This window comes from Burkholderia sp. MSh2, from assembly GCF_000731655.1.
Classification (GTDB): domain Bacteria; phylum Pseudomonadota; class Gammaproteobacteria; order Burkholderiales; family Burkholderiaceae; genus Burkholderia; species Burkholderia paludis.
The window spans coordinates 26,331-53,016 of sequence record NZ_JPGM01000056.1; the positions used below are offsets into that span (position 1 = coordinate 26,331).

General features: G+C 68.5%; 24 protein-coding genes. 9 read left to right on the forward strand and 15 right to left on the reverse strand.

Annotation, left to right across the window (positions count from 1 at the left end):
* Window positions 1-117 precede the first annotated feature (117 nt).
* From flgM to GQ57_RS28865, 3 genes are all read left to right on the forward strand, one after another.
* Window positions 118-447, forward strand: a complete 330-nt coding sequence (gene flgM, locus GQ57_RS28855) for a flagellar biosynthesis anti-sigma factor FlgM (protein ID WP_031399747.1) — start codon at window positions 118-120, stop codon at window positions 445-447.
* A 72-nt stretch (window positions 448-519) separates the two neighbouring features.
* Window positions 520-960: a flagella synthesis protein FlgN gene (locus tag GQ57_RS28860; protein ID WP_031399746.1), complete on the forward strand. Its 441-nt coding sequence runs from the start codon at window positions 520-522 to the stop codon at window positions 958-960.
* A gap of 149 nt (window positions 961-1,109) precedes the next feature.
* Window positions 1,110-2,453, forward strand: a complete 1,344-nt coding sequence (locus GQ57_RS28865) for an SGNH/GDSL hydrolase family protein (protein ID WP_034199671.1) — start codon at window positions 1,110-1,112, stop codon at window positions 2,451-2,453.
* Window positions 2,454-2,472: 19 nt separating this feature from the next.
* Here the strand turns inward: GQ57_RS28865 and GQ57_RS28870 are convergent, their stop codons facing one another.
* Window positions 2,473-4,323 (reverse strand): M24 family metallopeptidase, encoded by a 1,851-nt coding sequence (locus GQ57_RS28870; protein ID WP_034199672.1) that lies wholly within the window; start codon window positions 4,321-4,323, stop codon window positions 2,473-2,475.
* 357 nt (window positions 4,324-4,680) lie between these two features.
* Between GQ57_RS28870 and GQ57_RS28875 the strand changes: the two genes are divergently transcribed.
* Window positions 4,681-5,457 carry a helix-turn-helix domain-containing protein gene (locus tag GQ57_RS28875; protein ID WP_034199673.1) on the forward strand — a complete coding sequence of 259 codons (777 nt, stop codon included), beginning with the start codon at window positions 4,681-4,683 and terminating at the stop codon, window positions 5,455-5,457.
* A gap of 36 nt (window positions 5,458-5,493) precedes the next feature.
* On the opposite strand, the gene GQ57_RS28880 is transcribed toward GQ57_RS28875, so the two are convergent.
* From GQ57_RS28880 to GQ57_RS28895, 4 genes are all read right to left on the reverse strand, one after another.
* Window positions 5,494-6,735, reverse strand: a complete 1,242-nt coding sequence (locus GQ57_RS28880) for a multifunctional CCA addition/repair protein (RefSeq protein WP_031399742.1) — start codon at window positions 6,733-6,735, stop codon at window positions 5,494-5,496.
* Window positions 6,732-7,379 carry a glutathione S-transferase family protein gene (locus GQ57_RS28885; RefSeq protein ID WP_034199674.1) on the reverse strand — a complete coding sequence of 216 codons (648 nt, stop codon included), beginning with the start codon at window positions 7,377-7,379 and terminating at the stop codon, window positions 6,732-6,734. The genes GQ57_RS28880 and GQ57_RS28885 overlap by 4 nt, the downstream gene beginning before the upstream one ends.
* A gap of 64 nt (window positions 7,380-7,443) precedes the next feature.
* Window positions 7,444-8,406: a complex I NDUFA9 subunit family protein gene (locus GQ57_RS28890; RefSeq protein WP_034199675.1), complete on the reverse strand. Its 963-nt coding sequence runs from the start codon at window positions 8,404-8,406 to the stop codon at window positions 7,444-7,446.
* Window positions 8,407-8,750: 344 nt separating this feature from the next.
* Window positions 8,751-10,703, reverse strand: a complete 1,953-nt coding sequence (locus GQ57_RS28895) for a lytic transglycosylase domain-containing protein (RefSeq protein WP_031399739.1) — start codon at window positions 10,701-10,703, stop codon at window positions 8,751-8,753.
* An 8-nt stretch (window positions 10,704-10,711) separates the two neighbouring features.
* Between GQ57_RS28895 and GQ57_RS28900 the strand changes: the two genes are divergently transcribed.
* A complete protein-coding gene (locus GQ57_RS28900) occupies window positions 10,712-11,317 on the forward strand; it encodes a 5-formyltetrahydrofolate cyclo-ligase (RefSeq protein ID WP_052001513.1) in 606 nt (201 codons plus the stop codon).
* A gap of 71 nt (window positions 11,318-11,388) precedes the next feature.
* Here GQ57_RS28900 and GQ57_RS28905 read toward each other — a convergent pair whose 3' ends face one another.
* Window positions 11,389-11,901 carry a winged helix DNA-binding protein gene (locus GQ57_RS28905; protein WP_031399737.1) on the reverse strand — a complete coding sequence of 171 codons (513 nt, stop codon included), beginning with the start codon at window positions 11,899-11,901 and terminating at the stop codon, window positions 11,389-11,391.
* Window positions 11,902-12,049: 148 nt separating this feature from the next.
* Between GQ57_RS28905 and pxpB the strand changes: the two genes are divergently transcribed.
* The 4 genes from pxpB to GQ57_RS28925 all read left to right on the forward strand — a co-directional run bounded on the left by pxpB (window position 12,050) and on the right by GQ57_RS28925 (window position 15,500).
* A complete protein-coding gene (gene pxpB / locus GQ57_RS28910) occupies window positions 12,050-12,706 on the forward strand; it encodes a 5-oxoprolinase subunit PxpB (protein WP_031399736.1) in 657 nt (218 codons plus the stop codon).
* On the forward strand, window positions 12,703-13,770 hold the full coding sequence (locus GQ57_RS28915) for a biotin-dependent carboxyltransferase family protein (protein ID WP_031399735.1): 1,068 nt from the start codon (window positions 12,703-12,705) through the stop codon (window positions 13,768-13,770). Before pxpB ends, GQ57_RS28915 begins: the two co-directional genes overlap by 4 nt.
* Before the next feature lie 55 nt (window positions 13,771-13,825).
* Window positions 13,826-14,590 (forward strand): 5-oxoprolinase subunit PxpA, encoded by a 765-nt coding sequence (gene pxpA / locus GQ57_RS28920; RefSeq protein ID WP_034199676.1) that lies wholly within the window; start codon window positions 13,826-13,828, stop codon window positions 14,588-14,590.
* Between the two features lie 643 nt (window positions 14,591-15,233).
* A complete protein-coding gene (locus GQ57_RS28925) occupies window positions 15,234-15,500 on the forward strand; it encodes a hypothetical protein (RefSeq protein ID WP_034199677.1) in 267 nt (88 codons plus the stop codon).
* Between the two features lie 934 nt (window positions 15,501-16,434).
* Here GQ57_RS28925 and GQ57_RS28930 read toward each other — a convergent pair.
* The 9 genes from GQ57_RS28930 to GQ57_RS28970 all read right to left on the reverse strand — a co-directional run bounded on the left by GQ57_RS28930 (window position 16,435) and on the right by GQ57_RS28970 (window position 26,663).
* Window positions 16,435-17,583 carry a TraB/GumN family protein gene (locus GQ57_RS28930; RefSeq protein WP_031399732.1) on the reverse strand — a complete coding sequence of 383 codons (1,149 nt, stop codon included), beginning with the start codon at window positions 17,581-17,583 and terminating at the stop codon, window positions 16,435-16,437.
* The gene (locus tag GQ57_RS28935) at window positions 17,576-18,592 is read right to left on the reverse strand and encodes a peptide ABC transporter ATP-binding protein (RefSeq protein WP_031399731.1); all 1,017 of its coding nucleotides are present in this window, start codon (window positions 18,590-18,592) and stop codon (window positions 17,576-17,578) included. The genes GQ57_RS28930 and GQ57_RS28935 overlap by 8 nt, the downstream gene beginning before the upstream one ends.
* Window positions 18,589-19,587: an ABC transporter ATP-binding protein gene (locus GQ57_RS28940; protein ID WP_031399730.1), complete on the reverse strand. Its 999-nt coding sequence runs from the start codon at window positions 19,585-19,587 to the stop codon at window positions 18,589-18,591. Before GQ57_RS28940 ends, GQ57_RS28935 begins: the two co-directional genes overlap by 4 nt.
* Window position 19,588: 1 nt before the next feature.
* Complete coding sequence (locus tag GQ57_RS28945; RefSeq protein WP_031399729.1) at window positions 19,589-20,506, reverse strand: ABC transporter permease subunit; 918 nt, start codon at window positions 20,504-20,506, stop codon at window positions 19,589-19,591.
* 4 nt (window positions 20,507-20,510) lie between these two features.
* Window positions 20,511-21,521, reverse strand: coding sequence for an ABC transporter permease subunit (locus GQ57_RS28950; protein WP_031399728.1), 1,011 nt, complete (start codon window positions 21,519-21,521; stop codon window positions 20,511-20,513).
* 117 nt (window positions 21,522-21,638) lie between these two features.
* Window positions 21,639-23,267, reverse strand: coding sequence for an ABC transporter substrate-binding protein (locus GQ57_RS28955; protein WP_031399727.1), 1,629 nt, complete (start codon window positions 23,265-23,267; stop codon window positions 21,639-21,641).
* A 322-nt stretch (window positions 23,268-23,589) separates the two neighbouring features.
* A complete protein-coding gene (locus GQ57_RS28960; RefSeq protein ID WP_031399726.1) occupies window positions 23,590-24,897 on the reverse strand; it encodes an MFS transporter in 1,308 nt (435 codons plus the stop codon).
* Between the two features lie 191 nt (window positions 24,898-25,088).
* Window positions 25,089-25,400, reverse strand: a complete 312-nt coding sequence (locus GQ57_RS28965; RefSeq protein WP_031399725.1) for a high-potential iron-sulfur protein — start codon at window positions 25,398-25,400, stop codon at window positions 25,089-25,091.
* A 153-nt stretch (window positions 25,401-25,553) separates the two neighbouring features.
* Complete coding sequence (locus GQ57_RS28970; protein WP_031399724.1) at window positions 25,554-26,663, reverse strand: NAD(P)/FAD-dependent oxidoreductase; 1,110 nt, start codon at window positions 26,661-26,663, stop codon at window positions 25,554-25,556.
* Window positions 26,664-26,686 lie beyond the last annotated feature (23 nt).

Consider the following 26,686-nt stretch of genomic DNA (forward strand, 5'->3'; position numbering starts at 1 on the left):
GACGGATAGCGCCGCAAGAATGTAAAGAATTGTTTATTCGGAGAATTCCAGGCTCGCGATGCTAAAGTTCGGGCCGGCCCGGCCGTTATCTGGGTCAAACCGAACAGGAAACCCATCGTGAAGATCGATTCCACTCCGAACCCGAGCCCCGTGGCGCCGACCGGCAACGGCGCGACCCGTGCGCCTTCCGGCACGGCCCAGTCGTCCGCGCAGGCGGCCGATGCCGGATCGACCGGCGGCGATTCGACCGTGAACCTGTCGGGTCTGTCCGGCCAGTTGCGTTCGGCATCCGCGTCGGGCAGCGCCGATATCGACTCGGGCCTGGTCCAGTCGATCAAGGATGCGCTGAACAACGGCACGTTGACGATCGACGCGAACAAGATCGCCGACGGCGTATTGAATACCGCCCGCGAGCTGCTGCAGCAACAGCGCCCGCAGGGCAGCTGATCCGGCCTCGCGGCCGGCCCCCGGTTTGCCGGCGCGCCGAACCCCGTGCGCCGGCGCGACGAGCATGACGCGATGAGAGAAGAGCTGCTGGCCACGGTCAACGACGAACACGCGACGGTCGAGGCGTTCGCGTCCCTGCTCGCCTACGAGGAAAAGGCGCTGACGACGGCCCAGCCGCTCGCGATGCTGCCGGGGATCGTCGAAAAGAAAAGCGAGCTGATCGACCGGCTCGCGCAGCTCGAACGCACGCGCGACACGCAGCTTTCCGCGCTCGGCTTTCCGTCCGGCAAGAAGGGGATGGACCAGGCCGCCGAACGCGACGCCCGCCTCGCCGGCCGCTGGCAGCTGCTGCAGCAGGCCGCCGAACGCGCGCGCCAGGCCAATGCGAACAACGGCATGCTGATCCGGATCCGGATGGACTACAACGAGCGCGCGCTCGCGGTACTGCGCTCGACGCCCGCACCGGCCGGCGTCTACGGCCCCGACGGCCGCGTGTCCGCACTCACGCGCTGACCGGCCGGCGGCACGCCCGCCGCCCCTTGCCGCCACGCGGCATTTCACGTTTCGACAGACCGGGCCCGAGCCCGGCATCCACGGTCCCTTCCGATACACGGCCGCGCCACCGCGCCGCCGTCCAGTCACAACAATCAGAAGAGGGCCGCATGCCATATTTCCGCATTCCCGCGTCATCCCGCATTGCCACCGTTTCCGCCGTCGTCGCGCTGGCGCTCCCCGCCGCGCACGCCGCGGCCCCCGCGCCGCTGCCCACGCCGACGGGCGACATGTCGCTGTCGCCGGGCGGCCCCGACGTCGTGCCGCCGGCCGCGTCGAGCGCGTCCGCCGCCACGCCGCGCGCGGCGCGCCGCGGCACCGACACCTACACGTACCTGCGCTGCTGGTACCGGATCGATCCGGATCCGCTGAAGCCGGCCGCGACCTACGAGTGGGCGCGCGACCCCGCCGCCGGCGACTGGTATCGCGTGCCCGGCTACTGGTGGGCGGACGGCATCACGCAGTGGAAGAACATGTTCTACAGCACGACGGCGCAAGAGACGCTCGCCGACGTGTGCCGCAAGACGCTCGCCGCGAAAGGCATCCGGACCGACCTCACGCAGGCGGTCGCGGCCAACAACGCGCTGTCGTTCAACTACACGGTGTGGACGCTCGATGCCGCGCAGCAGGATGCGCGCGTCAACAAGCTGATCGTGTTCGGCGACAGCCTGTCCGACACCCAGAACATGTTCAACGCGAGCCAGTGGAAGCTGCCGAACGGCACGAGCTGGCATGCGGGACGCTTCAGCAACGGCCCGGTGTGGGCCGAGTATCTGGCGAACGCGCTGCAGTTGCCGCTCTACAACTGGGCGATCGGCGGCGCGGCGACCGACCAGCACCTCGTCGTGCCGGGCCTCGTGCAGCAGATCGACTCGTGGCGCGAATACATGGAGCGCGCGCCGGGCTACCGGCCGGCCAACACGCTGTTCGCGGTGTTCGCGGGCGGCAACGATCTCGTGAACTACGGGCGCTCGCCGGAGCAGGCGGCGAATGCGGTGCGCGACAGCCTCGAGCGGCTTGCCGCGGCCGGCGCGACGCGGATCATGCTCGTCACGCTGCCGGACGTGTCGCGCGCGCCGGTGTTCGCCACCCGCACCGACACGGCGAGCGTCGCCGCGCAGGTCAAGGACTACAACCGGCGCCTGGTCGACGCGGCCGCCGCGCTGCGCGCCCGCTACGGCGCGACGCTGCGGCTCGAGGTCTTCGACGCGTACGCGCCGTTCAACGACCTGCTGAGCCACCCGGCCCGCTACGGCTTCGACGACGCGCAGCGCGCCTGCCTCGACATTCCGAAGCCGTCGTCGCTCACCTACCTGAGCACGCAGACGCCGCGGGCGGACTGCCGCGATCCGGCGCGCTTCGTGTTCTGGGACACGCTGCACCCGACGACCCGCACGCACGCCTGGCTCGCCGGGCAGATCGCGCCGTTCGTGCGCACGCGCCTGCTGAACTGATCGGCGCGGGCGGCTGCGCTCACAGCAGCGGACACGCGGTGACCTGCGTGCCGCGCTCCACGCACAGCCGCTCGTAGTCGCGCAGGTAGGCGCGCTCGTCGTCGTCGAGCAGGTCGAGATCGATCAGGTCCCAGTCGTAGCCGACCGTCACGATGTTCTCGAACGTCACCGTGCCGGGCCGGGCCTCGTCCGGCCGGACGATCACGATGTTCTCGATCCGCACGCCGCCCTTGCCCGGCAGGTAGATGCCCGGCTCGACCGAAATCACCGCGTTCGGCACCAGCCCGTACTTCGAGCCCGGCGCGAACCGCACGCCGCCCTCGTGCACGTGAATCCCGACGCCGTGCCCGGTGCCGTGACCGAAATCGTGGCCGTGGTCGCGGCACACCTGCCGCACGAGCGCGTCGACCTCGCCGCCCGTCGCCGTGTCGGGGAAGCGCGCGACGAGCCCCTTGATGCAGGCCTTCAGCGCGACCGTGTAGATCTCGCGTTGCCACGGCTGCGCAACCGTGTCCGGGTGCGTACGGCGCAGCACGACCCGCGTGCAGTCCGTCGCGAAGCCGGCTTCGTAATAGGCGCCGCTGTCGAGCAGCACGAGTTCGCCCTCCGTCAGCTCGACGTCGGCGCTCGCGGCCGTGTAGTGCGCGAAGGCGCTGTTCGCGCCGTTCGCCGCGATCGACGGAAACGTCAGCGCGACCGCCGAGCGTGCGCCATAGGCGTCGTTGATCGCGCGCGCCAGGTCGTATTCGGTGTGACGCACGCCCGGCTCGCCGGTCTTCGCCCAGCGCATCGTCTCGGCGATCGCCGCGGAACTGCGGGCGAACGCGTCGCGGAACCGGTCGAGCACGGCCGGCGTCTTGCCGGCCCGCATCGCCTCGACCGGGTTGAAGTCCGCGTGCCGCGCCTGCGGCCACACGCGGCGCACCACGTCGACGAGCGCGCAGTTCACCGATTCGAAGCCGTAACACACGTGCTCGACCGCGAACGGCGCGAGAAAGCGCTCGAGCGCCGCGACATCGCGCCGGATCACGTGCAGCGCCGGATACGACGCGAGCGTGACCTCGCAGCCATCGCAGCCATCCGGCAGGAACAGCGCGACCTGGTCGCCGACCGCGAACAGGAAGCCGAGGTGCGACGACGCATTCGGGATGTGATAGCCGCGGCTGTTCAGCAGGTACGCCAGATCGTCCGACGCGCAGGTGAAGAATGCGGTCCTGCCGTCGGCCGCGCCGGTGTGCGCGGCCAGCTTGCGGTTCAGCGCGTCGAGGTTCTGCGCGACGCTCAGGCCCGTCATCGATTCCGGCAGCTCGAAGATCGGCCGCTCGACCACCCAGCCCGGCAGCGCGATCGCGCGATCGATCTCGCGATCGGCGAGGCTCGTCCAGTCGAGCGACGCGGCCTGCGTCTGCGCGAACAGCCGATCGCGCTGCGCGACGCTGATCCGCCGCGCGTCGTAGCCGACCCGCGCGAGCCGGCTCGCGTGCGCGACCAGCCAGTCGGCCATCGCCTGCCAGATCGTCTCGTTCATCCCGAGCTTCTCGAGGCGTACCCGCGCCGGATCGCACTGCTGCTCGGCCTGCAGGTGATAGCGGCCGTCGACGAACAGCACGAACGGCGGCAGATCGAGCGCCTGCGCGGTCGCCGCGCCGAGGAAGATCCCGCAGCCGGCCGAGCCGTCGAACCCCGACAGCGCGTAGCGCGGGTTGTTGGCGAGCGGCAGGTACTCGGTGACGTATTCGTCCTGCGACGTGACCACGACCGCGTCGAGCCGCGCGGCGTCGAGCAGGCGCGACAGGCCGGCCTGCGTGTCGCCGACGGACGCGTCGTACTGGGGAAGGCCGGAGAAGCTGTATTTCAGTCGATCGATCATCGAATGCCCACTATTCATTGTTGTCGGCGGCCGGCGGCGCGGCGCGTCGCATGCCCGACGCGCCACGGCGCCGCTGCGCGGACGATGCGCGACACGGCCGTGCCGCCGTGTCGCTCCCGCAGCAGGCCCTGGGGGGAAATTTTGGTCTCACTTAACTTTTTTTGACGCGCGCGACAGAATCTAGAGCACCCTGAAATTGAGGTCAAGCCAAAATTTTCGTGGGGCTAAAATCGGCGCGCGACGCGCGCATCCCGGCACAGCCTCAATTCGTCCGTTGACCCTGCGCGGTACAATGCGCCGGCATCGTCGCCCCCGCGCTCACGCTCGCCTCCCGACTCGTTGCCACGAAAGAGATTCATGGATTCAGACATCATGCGTATCGGCCAGCACATTCGCCGCCTGCGCCGGGAAGCGAAGAAAACGCTGCTGGAAGTCGCGACCGAAGCGAAGCTGTCGGTCGGGTTCCTGTCCCAGGTCGAGCGCCATCTCACCGGCATCTCGCTGTCGTCGCTCGCCAACGTCGCGAAAGCGCTGGACGTGCCGCTCGGCGCACTGATCGACCAGCCGCGCCAGGCGCAGCCCGATTCGCACGAGGGCAGCCGCAAGCCGTACGCGCTCGACGCCGCGTCGCAGTGGTACGAGCGGCTCTCCACCTCGTTCGACGGCAGCCAGATCAACGCGCTCAAGGTGCAGATGATGGAAGGCTACCGTTCGGAATGGGTGTCGCACGGCGGCGACGAGTTCGTGTACGTGCTGGCCGGCCGCATCAGCTACACGATCGGCAAGAAGGACTACCCGCTGTCGCCCGGCGATTCGCTGCACTTCGACGCACGCAAGCGGCATCGCGTCGCCAACGTGGGCGACGGGCCCGCCGAACTGATCGCGGTCAGCACGCAGCCGCTGTTCGACGACACTTGCGCCGGATTCGGGTCCGCCAGGAAGAAAGCCAGGCTGCCCGCGCAGGGCGAGCCTCGCGTGAGCCGCCGCGCGCCGGCGCCGAAGCGCGGCGAGCGCGGCCTCGACGCCGACGCGGCGCGACCGGCCAACGCGGCGGCACGGAAGCCGGCCGCCAGGTCGCGCGCATCCGTCCAGCGCCCGCCGGCCGCCACCCCGGCACGCAAAAGGAAGGCGTAACGGCTGGCGGGGCGTCCGCCCCGCCGCGCTGCCCCGCTATTCGCCGATTTCGAGCGCCTGCGCGACGGCCTGGATCCGTGCGCGATGCACGGCGTCCTTGATCTTCTCCGCGTCGTTGCCGATGCCGCGCGCGATCGCGCCGGCATCGACGCTGCGCGCGGCCGCGAGCGCGACGCGCAGCCGCTCGGCCTGCGGATACGGCTGCGTGTCGAGCCCCAGCCGCCCGCGCGCATCCGATTCGCACGCCTGCACCATCTCGGCGAAACGCGCCGGCTTGCGCAGCGCGTCGCTGCGCTCGAAAAGCCGCACCAGTGCGGCCGCGCCCATCTCCATCACGCGATGCAGGTTGCCGTGCTCGCGCGCCACCACCAGCGCGAGGTCGCGGCATTCGTTCGGCACGCGCAGCCGTTCGCACAGCGGCTTGAGCAGGTCGACGCTGCGGCCCTCGTGGCCGATGTGGCGCGGCAGCACGTCGGCGGGCGTCGTCGCCTTGCCGAGATCGTGCGTGAGCGCCGCGAAGCGCACCGGCAGCGAGTAGCCCTGCTTCGCCGCATGGTCGACGACCATCATCACGTGCACGCCCGTGTCGACCTCCGGGTGGTAGTCGGCGCGCTGCGGCACGCCCCACAGCGCATCGACCTCGGGCAGGATGCGCGCGAGCGCACCGCACGCGCGCAGCACCGCGAACATCCGCGACGGCTTCGCCTCCATCAGCCCGCGCGCGATCTCCTGCCACACCCGCTCGGGCACGAGCGCGTCGACCTCGCCCGCGTCGACCATCCGCCGCATCAGCGCGAGCGTCTCGTCCGCCACCGTGAAATCCGCGAACCGCGCGGCAAAGCGCGCGATCCGCAGGATCCGCACCGGATCCTCGACGAACGCGTCGCTCACGTGCCGGAACACGCGCGCGCGCAGGTCGGCCTGCCCGTCGAACGGATCGATCACGGGCCCGACCAGCGTGCCCTCCGGGCTCACCTCACGCGCCATCGCGTTGATCGTCAGGTCGCGCCGCGCGAGATCCTCGTCGAGCGTCACGTCCGGCGCGTAATGAAACTGGAAGCCGTGATAGCCGGCCGCCGTCTTGCGCTCGGTGCGCGCCAGCGCGTATTCCTCCTGCGTCCGCGGATGCAGGAACACCGGAAAATCCTTGCCGACCGGCCGGAAGCCCTGCGCGGCCATCTGTTCGGGGGTTGCACCCACCACCACGTAGTCGCGGTCCTGCACCGGCACGCCGAGCAATTCGTCGCGGATCGCTCCGCCTACTGCATAGATGTTCATGGGGTCGGCTCGTACTCGGCAATCACGGCGGTTTCACCGCGCGCGGCATCGATCCACCGCTGCACGGCCGGCAGCGCCGTCACGCGCGCCGCATAGCCGGCCGCTTCCGGCGACAGGCCCGGCGCATAGGTATTGAAGCGCATCACGACGGGCGCATACATCGCATCGGCGATCCCGAACTCGCCGAACAGGAACGGTCCGCCCGACGCCTCGATGCACGCGCTCCACAGCGCGTCGATGCGCGCGACGTCGGCGAGCGCCTCGGGCGTCGCGCCGCGCCCCGGCAGCGACGCGCGCACGTTCATGCCCATCTGCGTGCGCAGCGCCGCGAAGCCCGAATGCATCTCGGCCGAGATGCAGCGCGCATGCACGCGCTCGAGCGGATCGGCCGGCCACAACGGGAACTGCGGATAGCGCTCGGCGAGCGTCTCCGCGATCGCGAGCGAATCCCAGATCGCCAGGCCTTGGTCGTCGACCAGGCACGGCACCTTGCCGGACGGCGAATATTCGTGGATGCGCGCGGCCGTGTCGGCGCAGTGCAGGTCGACCGCGATCTCGTCGAACGGGATGCCGAAATGCGCGAGCAGCAGCCATGGACGCATCGACCACGACGAGTAGTTCTTGTTTCCGATGACGAGCTTCATGATGGTGTTCCGGAAAACGCGGAGGTGAAAGAAAACGCGCGCAACGGCGGCGCCCCGCGGCAGCCTAGCGGCGGCGCGAGCGGAACCATTCGAACCGCGACCGCTGCGCGGCGGTGCCGAGGTACGCGGGCGCGACGCTTTCGAGGCTCGCCGGCGCGATCCCGAGTTCCGGCGCGAGCGGCCCCGACAGCACGTTCGGCACCGACATCGTCGCGAGATTGTCGCGCGTGAGCACCGGCTCGCCGGGCAGGCATTCGAACACGCTCGCCTGCAGCCGCGCGAGCGCGTCGGGCAGCCGCACGATGCGCGCCTGCCGGCCGACCAGCGTGCCGCAATAGCGCACCAGCTGCTCGAGCGTGTAGACGGTCGGGCCGCCCAGTTCGTAGGTCTTGCCGTACGCGGCCGCGAGATCGAGCGTATTGACGAACGCGCGCACGACGTCGCCGACGAACACCGGCTGGAAGCGCGCGTCGGGCATCGCGAGCGGCAGCACGGGCACCGTGCGCTGCAGGTTCGCGAACGTGTTGAGGAACGCATCGCCGGGGCCGAACACGACCGACGGGCGGAAGATCGTCAGCGCGAGCGAATCGGTCGCCGCGATCGCATGCAGCGCCGCCTCGCCGTCTCCCTTCGAGCGCTGGTACATGCTCGCGCCGCGCGAATCGGCGCCAAGCGCGCTCATGTGCAGCACGCGCCGCACGCCGACCTCGGTGCACGCGGTCGCGAGCGCGGCCGGCAGCGTGACGTGCGCGCGCTCGAAGCCGGGGCCGTACGGCGTGCCGCGGCCGCCGTGCAGCACGCCGACCAGGTTGATCGCCGCATGCGAGCCGGCGACGAAGCGCGCGAGCGTGCGCGTGTCGAGCGCGTCGAGCTCGACGATCTCGACCGGCAGCATCTGCAGGTGACGCGCGTGCTCGCGCCGCCGCGTACCGATCCGTACCTGCTTGCCGGCGTCGATCAGTGCACTGACGAGCCGGCTGCCGATGAAGCCGGTGCCACCCAGCAGCGCGACGGTCTGGCGATCCATGTTCGTGACTCCAAGAGCCTGTTCACGCCGATGACGGACTGGCGACCGTGCGTGGCCGGCCGTCCCCCGGGGGGACCAGCGACGCGCGACGCCGCCATGCGGCCGGCAACGCGCGTTCCCGTGACCAGGAAAAATCGTAAATGGGGCGGGCCGCCCGAAGGGCCGGCCGCCGCGTCATGCGCGTCGCGGATACGTCGCGCATTCGCGTCGCCCCGCGGCGGCGCCCGGCGGCCGTCGCCGTCCTTGCGCGCGGCCCTTCCGGCGGCGGGCGCAAGGACACGGCCGGCGTGAGCGCGCCCTCGATCAGGCTGCCGCGTCTCGCGCGGCCGCGTGAAGATCGCCGGTCAGGGCGAGATCATGCCCAGGCGTCTCTTCAGCGACTGCGGTTTGCCCTCGAAGAGCGCCGCGTAATAAACGGTGTTCGACAGCACGTTCTTCACGTAGTCGCGCGTCTCGTTGAACGGGATCGTCTCCGCGAAGATCGCGCCTTCGACCGGCTGCGTCAACACCTGGCGCCACTGGCGCGGCCGGCCCGGGCCCGCGTTGTAGCCTGCCGTGGCGAGCACCGGCGAACTGTCGAAGTTGTTGTAGATGTCGGCCAGATACCAGGTGCCGAGCTGCACGTTGGTATCGATGTCGTGCATCTGCGCGCGCGAGATCGTGCCCAGGCCGAGCTTCTTCGCGACCATCTGCGCGGTGGCCGGCATCAGCTGCATCAGGCCGCCCGCGCCCACCGACGAGCGCGCGCTCGTGATGAAGCGCGACTCCTGGCGGATCAGGCCGTACGCCCATTCGGTGTCGAGCCCCGTCGACTGCGCGTAGCGCTCGACGATGTCGCGGTACGGCGACGGGTAGCGCAGCGTGAAATCGTGCTCGGCCTTCGTGCGGTCGGCCGTGTTGACCGTGCGGTCGAGCAGGTCGACACGCTTGCCGTACTCGGCGGCCGCGAGCAGCTGGCGGTCGGTCATCCCGCGCAGCGGCCAGTTCCATTCGCGGTTGCCTTCGAGCCGCAGGTTCAGCGCATAGAAGCGCTGCGCGAGCGCGAAGCCCGGAATCTTGCTCATCGCGTCGATCTCGGCGTCGCTCACCTTCGTGCGCGGCGGGATCGTCGTGCGCTGGCCGAGCTCTTCGCCGGCGAGCTGCCCGTAGAAGTTGAACTGCCCCGCGACCTGCTCGAATTCCTGGTTCGCCTGCAGCGTGTCGCCGCTCTGCTTGAGCGCGCGGGCATGCCAGTAGATCCAGGCCGGATCGTCGCGCAGCGACGGCGGCATCTGCTCGATCGACCAGCGCACCATCGGCCAGTTGCCGGCGAGCAGCGCGGCGCGCGTGCGCCATTCGTAGCCCGGGTTCGACAGCGGCGCATTCGCGGATTTCGCGTACCAGACCGACGCGAGCGGCGAGCGCTTGATCGCGCCCTGGTAGCCGATCGCCCCCCACGCGATCGCCTGCTCCTGCTTGGTCAGCGACGCGGCGACCGAGGTCAGCGTCCCGGCCGCGGCGTCCGGATCGTTGCGCGCCATGCGGCCGAACGCGATCAGCGCGAGCTGGTGCGAGGCGGCGTCGGGGCCGATGCCGCGCGCGAGGTACAGCGGCGGCGCGCTGGTCGCCTGGTCGAAGCCGACCGGGCGCGGGCCCAGCGCATCGACGATCTTGCCGCCGAGCGTCGTGTAGTTCTGCTCGTACGCGAGGCGCGCCTGCTGCCACACGTCGTCGCTCGTGAACTGCTGGTTGACCGTCAGCGCGGTGATCAGGTCGACGCACGCGTCGCCGTAGTTCTTCGGCTCGACCAGCAGCGCGCGTGCGGCGTCGGCGACGTTCTCGCCGCGCGCCGCGCGCGATTCGAGCGCATAGCACTTGACCTGGGTATCGTCGTCGAGCACGAACCGCTTGTATTGATCGTCGAAGCTGCGCCAGTCGTGGCGCGCGCCGAGCACGAGCAGGTAGTCGTTGCGCAGGCGATCGGCGATTGCCTGGCCGTCGTAGCGCTGCAGGAACGACTGCACGGGCGCGTCCGGCGCATCGACGCGCGCGCGGCCGGTTGCATCGAACAACTGCGGCTTGATCTGGAAATACTCGACGTAGGACGGCACCGGATAGTTCGGGATCATCGACGCGAGCTGCGCGGCTTTCGCGGCGTCGTTGCGGCGCGCGGCCTCGCGCAGCTGCACGAAGACCTGATCGTCCCCGGAGACCGTATCGTCGCTCGGCGCGGCGCACGCGGTCGTGCCCGTGACGAGCGCGGCGGCCGAAAGCGTCAGCGCGACCGCGCGATATACTCGGAAAAGGCTGTTCGACATCGTTTTGAATGGAGCGCGAAGTGAGCGAAAGCATAGCACGCAACCCTGTGCCGAACCCGAAGGTTGCGCTACGCAAAACGCTGTCCGGCGCACGTCGCGACGCCGCGTCGCAACCCGCCGCGAACGCCGCGCTCGACGCTCGCCTGCGCACGCTGCTCGAACGGCTCGCGCCGCGCACGGTCGGGTTCTACTGGCCGCTGCCGGGCGAATTCGATGCGCGCGCCGCCGTGCTCGCCTGGTGCGCGGCCGGTGCCGGCCGGCGCGCGGCGCTGCCCGTGATCGGCGAGCGGCACACGCCGCTCGCGTTCCATGCGTGGGACGCGCACACGCCGATGCGCGAAGGGCATCACCGGATTCCGGAACCGGCGTCGGGAATCGTCGTCGTGCCCGACCTGTTGCTGATTCCCTGTGTGGGATTCGATCCGCAGCGCTACCGGCTCGGCTACGGCGGCGGCTACTACGACCGCACGCTCGCCGCGTGGCCGGGCAATCTGCCCGTGACGGTCGGCATCGCCTACGAGGCGTGCCGCGTCGACGCGCTGCCGGCCGAGGCGCACGACCTCGCGCTGCGCTGGATCGTGACCGACTGCGCGCTCTACCCGGCCGCCGGATGAGGCGGCGCGACGCGCCGCGGTCGCCGCACGTCCGTCAACGCATCGCCGCGCAACCGCCGCGGCGCGGCCGTCTACAGCGAGGCCGCCGCGCGCGCCGCCGTGTCGTACAGGCCCGAGGCGTGGCGCAGCAGTTGCGCCGCGTCGCCGATCTGCTCGTTGGTGAGACCGCTGTCCTTCAGCGTCTCGATCAGGCAGTGCTCGCGCACCTCGCGATATTTCAGGCACAGGTCGCGGCCCGCGTCGGTCGCGTAGAAGAATGCTTCCTTGCCGCTCTTCTCGCTCTTCACATAGCCGCGGGCGATCAGTTTTTTCAGCGCATAGGTCGCGACGTGCGTATCCTCGATATTGAGCACGAAGCAGATGTCGGCGAGCTTCTTCTTGCGTTCGCGATGGCTGACATGATGCAGCAGCGACACCTCGACCGCCGTCATGTCCTTCGCGCCGGCCGCCGACATGCAGCGCACCATCCAGCGGTTGAACGCGTTGCCGGCCATGATGAGCCCGTATTCGAGCTCCGACAGCTCCGCGCTCGAATCGGAAACGAGGTGTTCGGATGACACGATCTTGGTCGCAGGACGCTTCATGGAAAGGCGGCGCAAGCCGGATGACAGGGTGTGCCGAGTGTACGCCAGATGCCCCGGTATACGGGCTAGGCGAAAACGCTTATTGGTAAGTTATCGATATTTTATTGACAATGTGCGCTAACATTGCCGTCCGAACCGTGCCAGCCCGATGACGCAACCTCGCATTTATCCGCTCGGCGATGCCGCCCTCGTCTGCGAGGTGCCGCCGCCCGCCACGCTCGACTGCCAGCGCCGCGTCTGGGCCGTCGCCGAGGCCGCGCGCGCGTGGCCCGACGTGTTCGACGTCGTGCCGGGCATGAACAACCTGACGATCGTGTTCGATCCGCTCGCCACCACGGCCGAGTCGCTCACGCCGGCGCTGCGCGACGCGTGGGAAACGGCCGACGTCGAGCACGCGGACGGCCGCGAAGTCGAGATCCCGGTCGAATACGGCGGTGCGGCCGGCCCCGACCTGGCGGTCGTCGCCGCGCATACCGGCCTGTCGGCCGACGAGGTCGTCGCGCGCCATGCGGCCGGCGAATACGTCGTGTTCTTCGTCGGCTTCCAGCCCGGCTTCGCGTATCTCGGCGGCCTCGACCCCGCGCTGCACACGCCGCGCCGCGCGGCGCCGCGCCTCGAGGTGCCGGCCGGCTCGGTCGGCATCGGCGGCGCGCAGACGGGCCTCTACCCGGCCACGTCGCCCGGCGGCTGGCAACTGATCGGCCGCACGTCGCGCGTGCTGTTCGACCCGGCGCGGCCGCAGCCGACGCTGCTGCTGCCCGGCGACCGCGTACGCTTCACCATTGCCGGAGTCGACTCGCCATGACCCAGAGCACCGCAGCGGGCACCATCGAGGTCGTGCGGGCCGGCCCGCTGTCGACCGTGCAGGATCTCGGGCGCCGCGGCGCGCGCCATCTCGGCGTCGCGCAGGGCGGCGCGCTCGACGGCCTCGCGCTCGAGGTCGGCAACCGGCTGGTCGGCAACCGCCCCGACGCGGCGGCCGTCGAGATCACGATCGGCCCGGCCGCCTTCCGCTTCACCCGCGCCACCCGCATCGCGATCACCGGCACCGAGTTCGGCGCGACGCTCGACGGCCGGCGCGTCTATTCGTGGTGGAGCCTGCCGGTCGAGGCCGGACAGACGCTCGTGCTGCCTGCCGCGAAACGCGGGATGCGCGGCTACCTGTGCATCGCGGGCGGCATCGACGTCCTGCCGATGCTCGGCTCGCGCAGCACCGATCTCGCGTCGCGCTTCGGCGGCCTCGGCGGCCGCGCGCTGCGCGACGGCGATCGCCTGCCGGTCGGCGTGCTGGCGTCCAGCGCGGGCTGCCTCGCGGCCGATGCGCCCGAATTCGGCGTGAAGGCGCCGGCCTGGTGCGCGTTCGTGCGCGTCGACGAGCCGCCGCGCCGCCACCGCCCCGCGCATGCGCCGTGGGCGATGCCCGTGCGCGTGCTGCCGGGCCCCGACTACGCGTCGTTCGCCGCCGCGTCGCAGCAGGCGTTCTGGGACGAGGAATGGCTGGTCACGGCAAACAGCAACCGGATGGGCTATCGTCTTGCGGGTGTCGAACTCGTGCGCGAGCGGCCGGCCGAGCTGCTGTCGCACGCGGTGCTGCCCGGCACGATCCAGGTGCCGCCGAACGGCCAGCCGATCGTACTGATGCACGACGCGCAGACGACCGGCGGCTACCCGAAGATCGGCACGGTGATCCGTGCGGATCTGTGGAAACTCGCGCAGGCGCGGCTCAACCTGCCGATCCGCTTCGTGCGCACGACACCCGACGCCGCGCGCGCCGCCCTGACCGCAGAACGTGCCTATCTGCGGCAGATCGACGTCGCGATCGACCTGCGCGAGGAAGCGCGCCGCCGCGCAGACTCTCGCGCGGCGTGACAATGGCGCAAGCCGTACCGAATACGTGCCACGCAATCCGTGGACGAGGAACATCATGGAAATCGACCTGAACGCCGATCTCGGCGAAGGATGCGGATCTGACGAGGCGCTGCTCGACCTCGTCACGTCCGCGAACATCGCATGCGGGTGGCATGCGGGCGGCGCCAACGCGATGCGCGACTGCGTGCGCTGGGCCGTGCAGAAAGGCGTGTCGATCGGCGCGCACCCGAGCTTTCACGACCCGGAGAATTTCGGCCGCAAGGAAATGCAGTTGCCGGCCGGCGACATCTACGCGGGCGTGCTGTACCAGCTCGGCGCCCTGTCGGCGATCGCGCAGGCCGAGGGCGGACGCATCGCGCACGTGAAGCCGCACGGCGCGCTGTACAACCAGGCGGCACGCGACCCGATGATCGCCGATGCGGTGGTGTCCGCGATCCGCGATTTCGATCCGTCGCTCGCGGTGTTCGGGCTCGCGAACAGCGTGTTCGTCGCGGCCGCGCGGCATGCGGGGCTCGCCGCGGTGGAGGAAGTGTTCGCCGATCGCGGCTACCGCGCGGACGGCTCGCTCGTGCCGCGCAACCAGCCCGGCGCGCTCGTCGACGACGAGGACGCGATGATCGCGCGCACGCTGGACATGGTGCGCAGCCGCCAGGTGCGCGCGGTCGGCGGCGAATGGGTGATGCTCAATGCGCAGACCGTCTGCCTGCACGGCGACGGGCCGCATGCGCTCGCATTCGCGAAACGGATTCGCGCCGCGCTCGAGGCGGTGGGCGTCGATGTCGTGGCGCCGGGGGTACTGCAGACGGACGGCGGGGCGTAAGCCTTCCCGCCGGCATGCAACCTCTTGACCGACGCGTTGCGCTTTTCGAGCGCAAGCCGCGTTGCCCTCATGCGTCGCGATAAACCGGGCACGCGACGCGACGCACCTTCAACGGCCTCCCGACTTCTCGCCTTCTCGCCGTGTCGAACACGGCGGATTTCAACTGCCCGCCCTTAAGTCTCCTTGTCGGCCAGCGCCTTCATTCGAAAAGCGTGACATTCCGACACATTTAAGACCCGTACAGAAAATCGATCCGCCGGAGCCGCGGAGAAGCTCGCGCACACACTTCGTCCACGTCACGGACCACCTGTCCCGAGATTGTCTCGAAAAAAGCGTGAGAAATTCCATATTTCCTGTTGATCGAGCCGCTGTTACGTTTGAGGCCGGGACAGTCGACCGGATAGGCCGATCGGCCTGCTCATATTCAAAGGAGGCCTGAATCATTCGGGCTCCGGCACAAAACGAAGCCAACCAGGCCAGCGGCGCGATTACCGGCACGCTCAATCCAAATCCGATCAATCTTGCCGAACCCGGCGGCGCCATCGCTCTCGGCGCGCTCGATGCAAACTGGTCAGGGGCAATCCTGGGCGGCTGAGTCGACTACCTTTCCCAAATCGCGATCACCCATTCTTCGCATGGGCCAATGAAATTTCAATCCATGATTCATGCGGCAAGGAAATTTGCCAGATACGGCATCTTCATGGCGCCGCTTGCGCCTCGCTTTGGCGGCGGATGGATGGGCATCCTGGTTGGCAGCGCAATCAGGGCGCTCGTTTTCGCCGCGGGATACGCGCTTCTGCTTTACGTGCTGAACAACTGGTCGCTCTTCAAGTGGAGTGCCGGGGCACTCTGTTTCCTCTTGTATGCGTTCTTGCAGGAAGCGATCACGCTCCGGGAAACGCACCGCTGAACGGCATCCAGCCGCTCGCTCGCGGCCATGAAATCCCGCATCCCGACAGACTCGCTGAAGCACTTCCAGACGCTGGCAGCGGAAAGTGTTGCACCGACGTTGCCTATCGCATGCGCGACGATCGGGTGCGCATCGACAACCAGCACCGGCGGGCGCTCGCTTCCTCCTGTCATCCGTCCACTCCGTTCGTGCACCGAGGCAAGACATAGACGGTGCCATCGCGAGCACCTCGAAACCATCGTATGCCGTCCATTGCGCCGCCCCCGGGCGGCGCGGTGCAGACACGGCACGCCGCGCCGGTCCGATTCCGCCAAAGACGCCCGCAGGCTGCGAACGATTCGTGCCGGCGTGCCTGGCCAGCGAGGTGGAGATACCCGGGACATCGCGACGCAAGCGATCGCGAACGACACGCATCGGCGGCACAAAAGAAAAAAGCGCCCTCGTGGCGCTTTTCCGTTGGCGCAATCGCCGCGGCTTTGCCGTCTGTCGATTCGCCCCCCGAAACCGTCTTTCGACGGTGACCGGAAAAATCTTCCGGATTAAAAAACGTCCGCCGCCGCCCGATCACTACCTTCCCCGGTCAGACGACGGAACGTTGCTTATCTGCAAGTCGGCCCGCATGCATGTGTTGTTCGACGATGATTGGCCCCGCCGTGCATGCAGACACTCCGCGGCCGGCACGCGCTTCACGTGCCGGCGACGCTAACCCCGCGCTTATTTCTGCTACCCCGTAGAACTTATCTATTCTTTTCATTTTTTCAACTTGTGGGGTGAAGAATAGTTATTGGCGGATCGGGATGTCAATCGTTTTAAACGCGATTTTCCGACGATTCAAGGGTTTTCCTTATCGAATTCCATCGCCGTACGGGCGCCGCGCGACGTGCGCGCACCGTGGATCAAACAGGGGACGATCAGCGTGCGGCGCCTTGCGCGATCAGTTCGCGTCGACCCGGTATCCTTGCTGGCGCAACAATTCGAGCACCCCGCGCGGGCCGCCCAGGTGCAGCGCGCCGATCGCGACGAACAGCGGCCGGTTCGGCGCGGCGATTGCCGTCATTCGTGCAACGAAGCGCCGGTTGCGCTCGTACACGATCTTGTTGTCGATCGACGCCGACAACACCGGGGAACGCGCAAGGCGTTCGCCCTTCGCGACGGCCCACGCCGAGATCGCGTCGGCGTCGCCAATTCGCCACAGCCGATGCAGCGCCTTGATGTCGTCGGCGTTTTGTGCGGGCGTCTGCACCATGTCCTGCGCGAGCATCTCGCGCTGCTCGGCCAGCGTGAGCCCGGTGAACGCGCGCATCTGTTCGGCGAGCGTCTCGAGCCCGATCACGCGGCCGCCCTTCTTCTTCAGGAACACGTTCTGCAGTTGCGCCTCGGTGCCGTATTCGGTCTGCAGGCCGGCCGACAGCGAATCGTAGGTCTCGACGACGAGCGCCGCGAGCCAGGGCCGCATCTTGCGGATCTCGGCGAGCGCGGCCGGGTTGCCGCGCAGGCGCGCCGCGAGCCGCTGCCACAGCGGCTCGGGCAGCAGGCGCTGCAGGCACGGATAGCGGCACACGCCGTACTTCGACACGTCATCCTGCGATTCGAGCAGGTCGTCGGGCGACAGTTCGAGCGCAAGCGTCGGCGACGCGGCGAGCGCCGCGAGGATGCGCGGCCGGAACGGCTGCGCGCTCGGATAATCGGACGGGTCGCCCGTATGCAGCGTGCCGAGCACGTAGAGCGTGACCTTGCCCTTGGTCGCGACATAGAACGGCATGCGCGCGGGCTGCATGCGCACCGAACCGCTCGCCACCGTGCCGTTCGACACGGCAGGTGCATGAAAGCCCGGCAGGCTCATGCCGGGCGGCGGGACCTGCGACGGATGAATCGGTGCGGTGGCCGGCGCGCGCCCTTCGGCACGTGCGACCTCCACGGGAACCACCAGGCCGGCAACCGCCACGCACGCGCCGGCCAGCGCCGCGCCCGTGACGGTACGCACGCTCCAGCGCCGCGCGTAGCGGTACGCGCGCATCACGCGCGCGCTGCCGGTTCCAGCACGGCGCACGCCGGACACGCGCGCCGCCAACGCTTCAGGCATTCGCCTCCCCTACCTCCTCGGCGCGATGGCAGGCCACCTGCCGGCCGTCTACCTCGCGCAGTTGCGGCTCCTCCGCACGGCAGCGCTCGACCGCATACGGGCAGCGCTGGTGAAACGCGCAGCCCGACGGCGGATTGAGCGGCGACGGCAGCTCGCCCTGCAGCTTGATCTGCGCGCGGCGGTCTTCCTCGAAGATCGCCGGCGTCGCCGACATCAGCGCACGCGTGTACGGATGGCGCGGCCGCGCGTAGATCGTCGCCTTGTCGCCCAGCTCGGCGACGCTGCCGAAGTACATCACCATCACGTCGTCCGCCACGTGCTCGACCACCGACAGGTTGTGCGAGATGAACACGTAGCTCGTCTTGAACTGCTCCTGCAGATCCATGAACAGGTTCAGGATCTGCGCCTGGATCGACACGTCGAGCGCGGACACCGGCTCGTCGGCGACGACGATGCGCGGATCGAGGATCATCGCGCGCGCGATCGCGACCCGCTGGCGCTGCCCGCCCGAGAACATGTGCGGATAGCGCTTCGCGTGCTCCGGCCGCAGGCCGACCGTGCGCATGATCTGCGCGATGCGCTGCGCGCGCTCGGCGGCCGTCAGGGTCGCGTTGATCTCGAGCGGCTCGCCGAGCGTCTGCTCGACGGTCTTGCGCGGGTTCAGCGACGCGAACGGGTTCTGGAACACCATCTGCACGCGGCGGCGCAGGTCGGCGACCGTATCGCGGCTCGCGCCGGCCACGTTCTTGCCGTCGATCGTCAGGCTGCCCGACGTGGGCGTCTCGATCATCGTGAGCTGGCGCGCGAGCGTCGACTTCCCGCAGCCCGACTCGCCGACGACGGCGAGCGTCTTGCCGCGCTTCAGCGAAAACGACACGCCGTTCAGCGCCTTCACGGTGCCCTGCCCGAACATCCCGCGCTTGACCGAATAGTGCTTCGCGAGGCCGTCGGCCACCAGCACGGCTTCCTCGTCGTGCGGTACGCGAGGCGTTTGATTGACTGCGTTCATCGTGCGCCTCCCGTCAGGTCGAGGTTGGAAACATTGAGCGGCTTGATGCAGCGTGCGCGCATCGCGTCGTTGCCGGCCACCAGCGTGTCGAGCGCCGGCCGCGCCTTGCGGCAATCGTCGCCGACGTACTTGCAGCGCGGCGCGAACAGGCACCCGGACGGGCGATCATCGCGGCCCGGCACCATGCCCGGCAATGCGGCAAGGCGACGCGCCCCCTTATTGTGCTCGGGAATCGCGGCCAGCAGCGCTTCGGTGTACGGATGATGCGGCGCGCGGAAGATCTCGGGCACGCGGTTGGTCTCGATCACCTCGCCCGCGTACATCACCGCCACGCGCTGCGCGACCTCCGACACCACGGCCAGATCGTGCGAGATCAGGACGAGCGCCATCCCGCGCTCCTTCTGCAGCTTCACGAGCAGATCCATGATCTGCGCCTGGATCGTCACGTCGAGCGCGGTGGTCGGCTCGTCGGCGATCAGCAGCTTCGGATTGCACGCGACCGCCATCGCGATCATCACGCGCTGGTTCATCCCGCCCGACATCTGGTGCGGGAACGACGCGATGCGGTTCTTCGCGTCGGGAATGCCGACCTGGTCGAGCAGCTCGAGCGCGCGCCGGTGCAGCGCGTCGCCGCGCAGCCCTTCGTGCAGCTTCAGCACTTCCTTGATCTGGTAGCCGACCGTGTAGCTCGGGTTCAGGCTCGTCAGCGCGTCCTGGAACACCATCGCGATGTCCTTGCCGACGATCTTGCGGCGCGCCTTCGGCGACGCCTTCAGCAGGTCGACGCCGTTGAACGTCACCTCGTCGGCCGTCACCTTGCCCGGCGCGTCGATCAGGCCCATCAGCGCCATCATCGTCACGCTCTTGCCCGAGCCCGATTCGCCGACGACGCCCACCACCTCGCCCGGCGCGATCGACAGGTTGATCCGGTCGACGGCGGGCAGGCCGTTGAAGTTCACCGCGAGATTGCGGATGGTCAGAAGATTGTCGCTCATGTCAGGCCATCCGTTTCAGTTTGGGATCGAGCGCGTCACGCAGCCCGTCGCCGAGCAGGTTGATCGCGAGCACCGAAATCAGGATCGACAGGCCCGGCATCGTCACGATCCACCACGCGTTGTCGATGTAGTCGCGCGCGGACGCGAGCATCGCGCCCCACTCGGCGGTCGGCGGCTGCACGCCGAGGCCGAGGAAGCCGAGCGCGGCCGCGTCGAGGATCGCCGACGAGAAGCCGAGCGTCGCCTGCACGATCAGCGGCGCCGTGCAGTTGGGCAGCACCTGCGAGAACATCAGGCGCAGCGTGCCGGCGCCGGCCACGCGCGACGCCGTCACGTACTCCTTCTGCAGCTCGCCGAGCGCCGATGCGCGCGTGAGACGCACATAGGCCGGCAGCGCGACGATCGCGATCGCGAACATCGTGTTGGTGAGGCCCGGGCCGATGATCGCGACGACCGCGACCGCGAGCAGCAGCGACGGCAGCGCGAGCAGCACGTCCATGATGCGCATCACGGGCGTGTCGGCCCACTTCTGGAAGAACGCGGCGACGAGCCCGAGCACGATGCCGGGGATCAGCGCGAGCACGACCGACACGAAGCCGATCCAGAACGACATCCGCGCGCCGAACATCAGGCGCGAGAGGATGTCGCGGCCTGCTTCGTCGGTGCCGAGGACGAATTTCCAGTTGCCGCCGTCGAGCCAGGCGGGCGGGATCTTCACGTAGTCGCGGTATTGCTCGACCGGGCTGTGCGGCGCGAGCAGCGGCGCGAGCAGCGCGACCAGGATCAGCACGAGCACGACGATGCCGGCGCCGACGGCGCCGCGGTTGCGCGAGAAGTTGGCCCAGAACTCGCGCAGCGCGAGCGTACGGCCGCCGGCCGGCGCGGATTCGGTCGGCAGGGTGTTTTGCAGATTGCTCATGGGATTACCTCGTGTGGCGGATGCGCGGATTCAGCACGCCGTACAGCAGGTCGACGACCAGGTTCACGACGATCACGAGCGTCGCGATCAGCAGGATGCCGCCCTGCACGACCGGATAGTCGCGACGGCCGATCGCATCGATCAGCCACTTGCCGACCCCGGGCCACGAAAAGAGCGTCTCGGTCAGCACCGCGCCCGCGAGCAGCGTGCCGATCTGCAGGCCGATCACGGTGACGACCGGGATCAGCGCGTTGCGCAGCGCATGCACGACGACCACGCGCGCGGGCGACAGCCCCTTCGCGCGGGCCGTGCGGATGTAGTCCTCGCGCAGCACTTCGAGCATCGACGAGCGCGTCATCCGCGCGATCACCGCGAGCGGGATAGTGCCGAGCACGATCGCGGGCAGGATCAGGTGGCTGACCGCCGACTTGAACGAGCCTTCGTCAGGCGCGAGCAGCGCGTCGATCAGCATGAAGCCCGTCGGATGCGGGAAGTCGTATTCGACCGCGATGCGCCCCGACACGGGCGTCCAGCCGAGGTATGACGAAAACACCATGATGAGGATCAGCCCCCACCAGAAGATCGGCATCGAGTAGCCGGTCAGCGCGGTGCCCATCACGCCGTGGTCGACGATCGAGCCGCGCCGCAGCGCGGCGATCACGCCGGCCGGCAGGCCGAGCGCGAGCGCAAACACCAGCGCGCACAGCGACAGTTCGACGGTCGCCGGGAAGCGCGCGAAGAACTCGCCCGCGACGCTCGTGTTGGTGATGATCGACGTGCCGAGGTCGCCGTGCAGCGCGCGGCCGATGTAGTGGAGGTACTGCACCGGCAGCGGCTGGTCGAGCCCGAGGCGTTTCATCGCCTCCGCGTGCATCGCGGGATCGACGCCGCGCTCGCCCATCATCACTTCGATGGGGTCGCCCGGTATCAGGTGAATCAGCGCAAACGCCAGGATGGTGATGCCGATGAAGGTCGGGATCACCATGCCCACGCGGCGCAACACGAATGTGAACATGATGCGTCTCGTATTTTCTTGTGGGAAATGTGCGACCGGCGACGGGAAGCTCGTGGCCGCCCGCCGCCGGATGAGTTAGCCGGTCTCGGTCTTCGTAGACAGCTTACGCCGGTCGTATTACTTCACGCCGACACCGTCGAAGCGCGCATAGCCAAGCGGCTCGATGCGCATGTCGACCACGTTCTTGCGCACCGGCTGGTAGACCGTCGAGTTCGCGATCGGCGAGAACGGCAGCTGCTGCGCGAAGATCTGCTGGGCCTGCGTGTAGAGCTTCGTGCGCGCGTCCTGGCCCGTCGTCGTGCGGCCCTTCTGGACCAGCTCGTCGAACGGCTTGTAGCACCAGTGCGAGAAGTTGTTGCCCTTGATCGCCTCGCAGCCGAGCAGCGTGCCGAGCCAGTTGTCCGGGTCGCCGTTGTCGCCCGTCCAGCCGATCAGCATCGTGTCCTGCTCGCCCGCATGCGCGCGCTTGATGTACTCGCCCCACTCGTACGTGACGATCTTCGCCTTCACGCCGATCTTCGCCCAGTCGGCCTGGATCATCTCGGCCATCAGGCGGCCGTTCGGGTTGTACGCGCGCTGCACCGGCATCGCCCACAGCGTGATGTCGAAGCCGTTCGGGAAGCCGGCCTTCGCGAGCAGCGCCTTCGCCTTCGCGGTGTCGTACGCGGCCATCTTCAGGTTCTTGTCGTACGACCATTGGGTCGGCGGCATCGGCGCGGTCGCGGCCTGGCCGGCGCCCTGGTAGACGGATTCGAGGATCGCCTTCTTGTTGATCGCCATGTCGAGCGCCTGGCGCACCTCGAGCTTGTCGACCGGCTTGTGCTCGACGTTGTAGGCGAGATAGCCGAGGTTGAAGCCCGCCTGCGACGGCATGTCGACGCCCGGATCGGCCTTCAGCGTGGCGATGTCGGCCGGACGCGGATAGCTCATCACCTGGCATTCGTTGCGCTTGATCTTCTGCACGCGCACGCCCGGATCGGGCGTGATCGAGAAGATCAGCTTCGAGATCTTCACTTCGCCCTTCTTCCAGTAATCAGGATTGCCGTCGAACCGGATCGTCGCGTCCTTCGTGTAGCTGCGGAAGATGAACGGGCCCGTGCCGATCGGCTTCTGGTTGATGTCGGCGGCGCGGCCGGCCTTCATCAGCTGGTCGCCGTATTCGGCCGACAGGATCGACGCGAATTCCATCGCCATGTTCTGGATGAACGGCGCATTCGGCTCGGCCAGCGTGAACGTCACGGTGTACGGATCGACCTTATCGATCTTCGTGATCAGCTTGTCGAGGCCCATGTCGGTGAAGTACGGGAACGACACCGGGTACGCCTTGCGGAACGCCTGGTTCGGGTCGAGCATGCGCTGGAACGTGAACAGCACGTCGTCCGCGTTGAATTCACGCGTCGGCTTGAAGAAGTCGGTCGTATGGAACTTCACGCCGTGGCGCAGGTGGAACGTGTACACCTTGCCGTCGGACGATACGTCCCACTTCTCCGCGAGGCCCGGCTCGACCTTCGTGCCGCCGCGCTCGAATTCGACGAGGCGGTTATAGACCGTGAACGTGGCGGCAGTGAAGTCCACGCCGGTCGTGAATTGCGCGGAATCGAAACCCGCCGGGCTGCCTTCTGAGCAGTAGACGAGCGTTTTGTTCGGAATCTGTGCGAATGCAGAGCCCGCGACGCCGAGCGATGCCGCTGCCACGCCTGCAATGGCGGTAACACGCAGGGTGTGCAACAGACGGTTGTATTCCATGTTTCCTCCAGGTCTCCAGATCGGAACCGGCCCGCCAGGGGCCGGCGTACGCGGATATTACTTGAGCTAACGATGTGGCAACAAGCCGGAGAAAAAACTCTTCCAGATGCACCCGCACGGGTTTTTGCCGATGTTTGGTGTGGGTAAAAAATGCGAAAAAACGCGCGCGAGCGACAATTCCGTTCATTCTGCGCAAGTTTCGTTCGACGAGTAAACAAATCGGGCGCGAACACGGCGGTTCGGCGCGCCGTTTTAGCGGATTCGGCCAGGCATCATTGCGTTTTACGAAACTATCCGATGACCGTTTTGCACTGGTGCGGCGTCACGCCGGCGCGTCCAGATCGGCGCTGCGCGCCGGCACGCATGCAACCGCGACGATCGACAGCGCGAGCCCCGCCATCACGTAGTAGGTTGGCGCGAGCGGCGTCCCCGTGACCTTGATCAGCCACGTGACGATGAACTGCCCGAAGCCGCCGAACAGCATCACCGCGACGTTGTACGCGATCGACAGCCCGGTCGAGCGCACGTTGGCCGGGAACAGCTCGGCGATCATCGCGCCGAACGGCCCGAAATAACCCGCGAGCGTCACCGACAGCACCGCCTGCACCGCGATCAGCCGCGCGATGCTCGGCCCGGCGTCGAGCCACGCGAACAGCGGATAGATCAGCACGAGCGTCAGCGCCAGCGACCACAGCGACAGCCCCTTGCGGCCGATGCGGTCCGACCAGGCGCCCGTGACCGGCGACAGCACCGTCAGCAGCAGGTTGCCGATGATCACCGCGTAGAACGATTCCGCATACGGCAGCTTCAGCTGCTTGACCGCGAAGGTCGGCAGATAGCTGATCAGCACGTAGATCGTCACCGTCAGCGCGATCACCGAGCCGAGCCCGCACAGCACCTCGCGCGGGTGGCGCGTGAACACGTCGCCGAGCGTCGCGCGGCGCGCGTTCTGCCGCGCATGCAGGAACGCCTCGGAATCGGCGAGATGGCGGCGGATGTAGAAACCGATCGGGCCGATCACGAGCCCGAGGATGAACGGCACGCGCCAGCCCCAGCTGTGCAGCGCTTCGTGCGACAGCCCGCGCGTGACGGCCGCGCCGACGAGCGCGCCGATCAGCAGCGCGGCCGCCTGGCTCGCCATCTGCCAGCTGCCGTAGAAGCCGCGTTTCGAGAACGGCGCGGCCTCGATCAGCAGCGCCGTCGCGCTGCCGAATTCGCCGCCCGCGGAGAAGCCCTGCAGCAGCCGGCCGAGCACGATCAGGAGCGGGCCGCCGATGCCGACCGCCGCATAGGTCGGCGCGACCGCGAGCAGGAAGATGCCGGCCGTCATCAGCAGGATCACGAGCGACAGGGCGGCCTTGCGGCCGGCGCGATCCGCATACAGCCCGAACACGATGCCGCCGATCGGGCGCATCAGGAACGCGACGCCGAAGGTCGCGGTGGTCAGCAGCAGCGACGAGTATTCGCTGGAGGTCGGGAAGAACAGCTCGGCGATCACGACCGTCATGAGGCCGAACACCGTGAAGTCGTACCACTCGAGTGCATTGCCGATCACGGCGGCCGCCACCGCGCGCCGGTTCAGCGCACGCTCGGGACGGATCGTTTTCGTTGAGTTCGCAATCGTCGCCATGCGTGCCTCGTCCTCGTCGGTTCGCCGTGTCGGGCGACGCGCCGCGCGGGGTGCCCGCGGCGCGCCGGTTTGCAGCGAGTGTAGAAAGCGGCGGAACCGTTTTCAAGCAATAAAAAACGCCCGCCGTCTTTCGACGGCGAGCGTTTCGCGGTTTCCGCCACGATGCGGCATCGCACGATGCCGCACGGGCCTCAACCCATCTTCGAGAAGGCGCTGCACCAGCCCTTCGCCGACACCTGCTTGCCGGGGAAGGCGCCGCACGGGCCCGAGGTCGAGCCCTTCTTGCCCTGGTACAGCATGCAGGCCGCGCAATCCTGGCCCGCCGCGTATTTCGGATACTTCGTCTTGTCGACCTTCGTGGCGTCGGCCTTGTAGCCGAGCGCCGCCGCGGTCGGATCGGATTCCGACAGCAGCGGCGCATCGGCCAGCGCCTCGCGCGACAGCGCCAGCGCGGACACGACACCGACGCTCGTAATCAGGAAACTCCGACGGGATGTTTTCATGGGGGACTCGCTCCAACGTTATCGGTTTGAAAGCTGTTCTGGCGACAGCCGTTCGACAGCATAACGCTCATGCGAATGACTGTGCGCCCCGAAATGCCGGAGATAAGGAATTTCACACGGCCGTCACGCGCGGCCGCGCATCACCGCGGCGCATCACCGGTAGGCAGTCATCTCGCCTACCCGCTGCGCGAGCGCGAGCGACGCGGTGAGCCCCGGCGACTCGATGCCGAACAGGTTCACGAGCCCGCGCACGCCATGCTGCGCGACGCCCTGCACGATGAAGTCGGCCGGCGGCTCGCCGGGCCCCGCGACCTTCGGCCGGATGCCCGCGTACGCGGGCTGCAGCGCATCGTCGGGCAGCTCCGGCCAGAACGTGCGGATCGACGTGTAGAACGCGGCCGCGCGCGCCGGATCGACTTCGTAGCGCAGCGCGTCGCACCACTCGACATCCGGGCCGAAGCGCGCCTGCCCCGCGAGATCGAGCGTCAGGTGCACGCCGAGCCCCGAGCGGTCGGGCATCGGGTAGATCAGGTGCGAAAACGGCGCGCGGCCCGACAGGCTGAAGTAGTTGCCGCGCGCCAGGTAGAGCGGCGGCACCCAGCGCGGATCGAGGCCGCGCGTGCGACGCGCCAGCGCCTGCGCGCCGAGGCCCGCGCTGTTGATCACGCACGCGGCCTCGATCTCGGCCGGTGCGTCGCCGCCCGTCCGCACGACGAAGCGGCCGCCGCGCAGCACGTCGATCGATTCGACCGGGGATTTCAGCGCGCACACGGCGCCGTCGCGCTCCGCGTCGCCGAGCAGCGCGAGCATCAGCTGGTGGCTGTCGACGATGCCGGTGGACGGCGAGAACAGCGCTTCCACGCATTCGAGCGCGGGCTCGAGGGTCTGCGCCTCGGCGCGCGTGAGCGGCAGCAGGTCGAGCACGCCGTTTTCGGTCGCGCGCGCGGCGATCGCCTTCAGATGCTTCACCTGCGCGGCGCTCGTCGCGACGAGCAGCTTGCCCGCGCGCCGGTGCGGCACGTGATGCGTTTCGCAGAACTCGTACAGCAGGTCGCGCCCGTGCACGCACGACAGCGCCTTCAACGACCCGCGCGGATAGTAGAGGCCGGCATGAATCACTTCGCTGTTGCGCGAACTCGTGCCCGTGCCGATCGCATCGGCCGCCTCGAGTACGATCGTTTCGCGTCCGCGCGCGGCCAGTTCGCGTGCAATCGCCAGACCGACGACGCCCGCGCCGATCACGACACAATCCATCTGCTCCATGACGTTTCGCGCCGCTAGCGCGT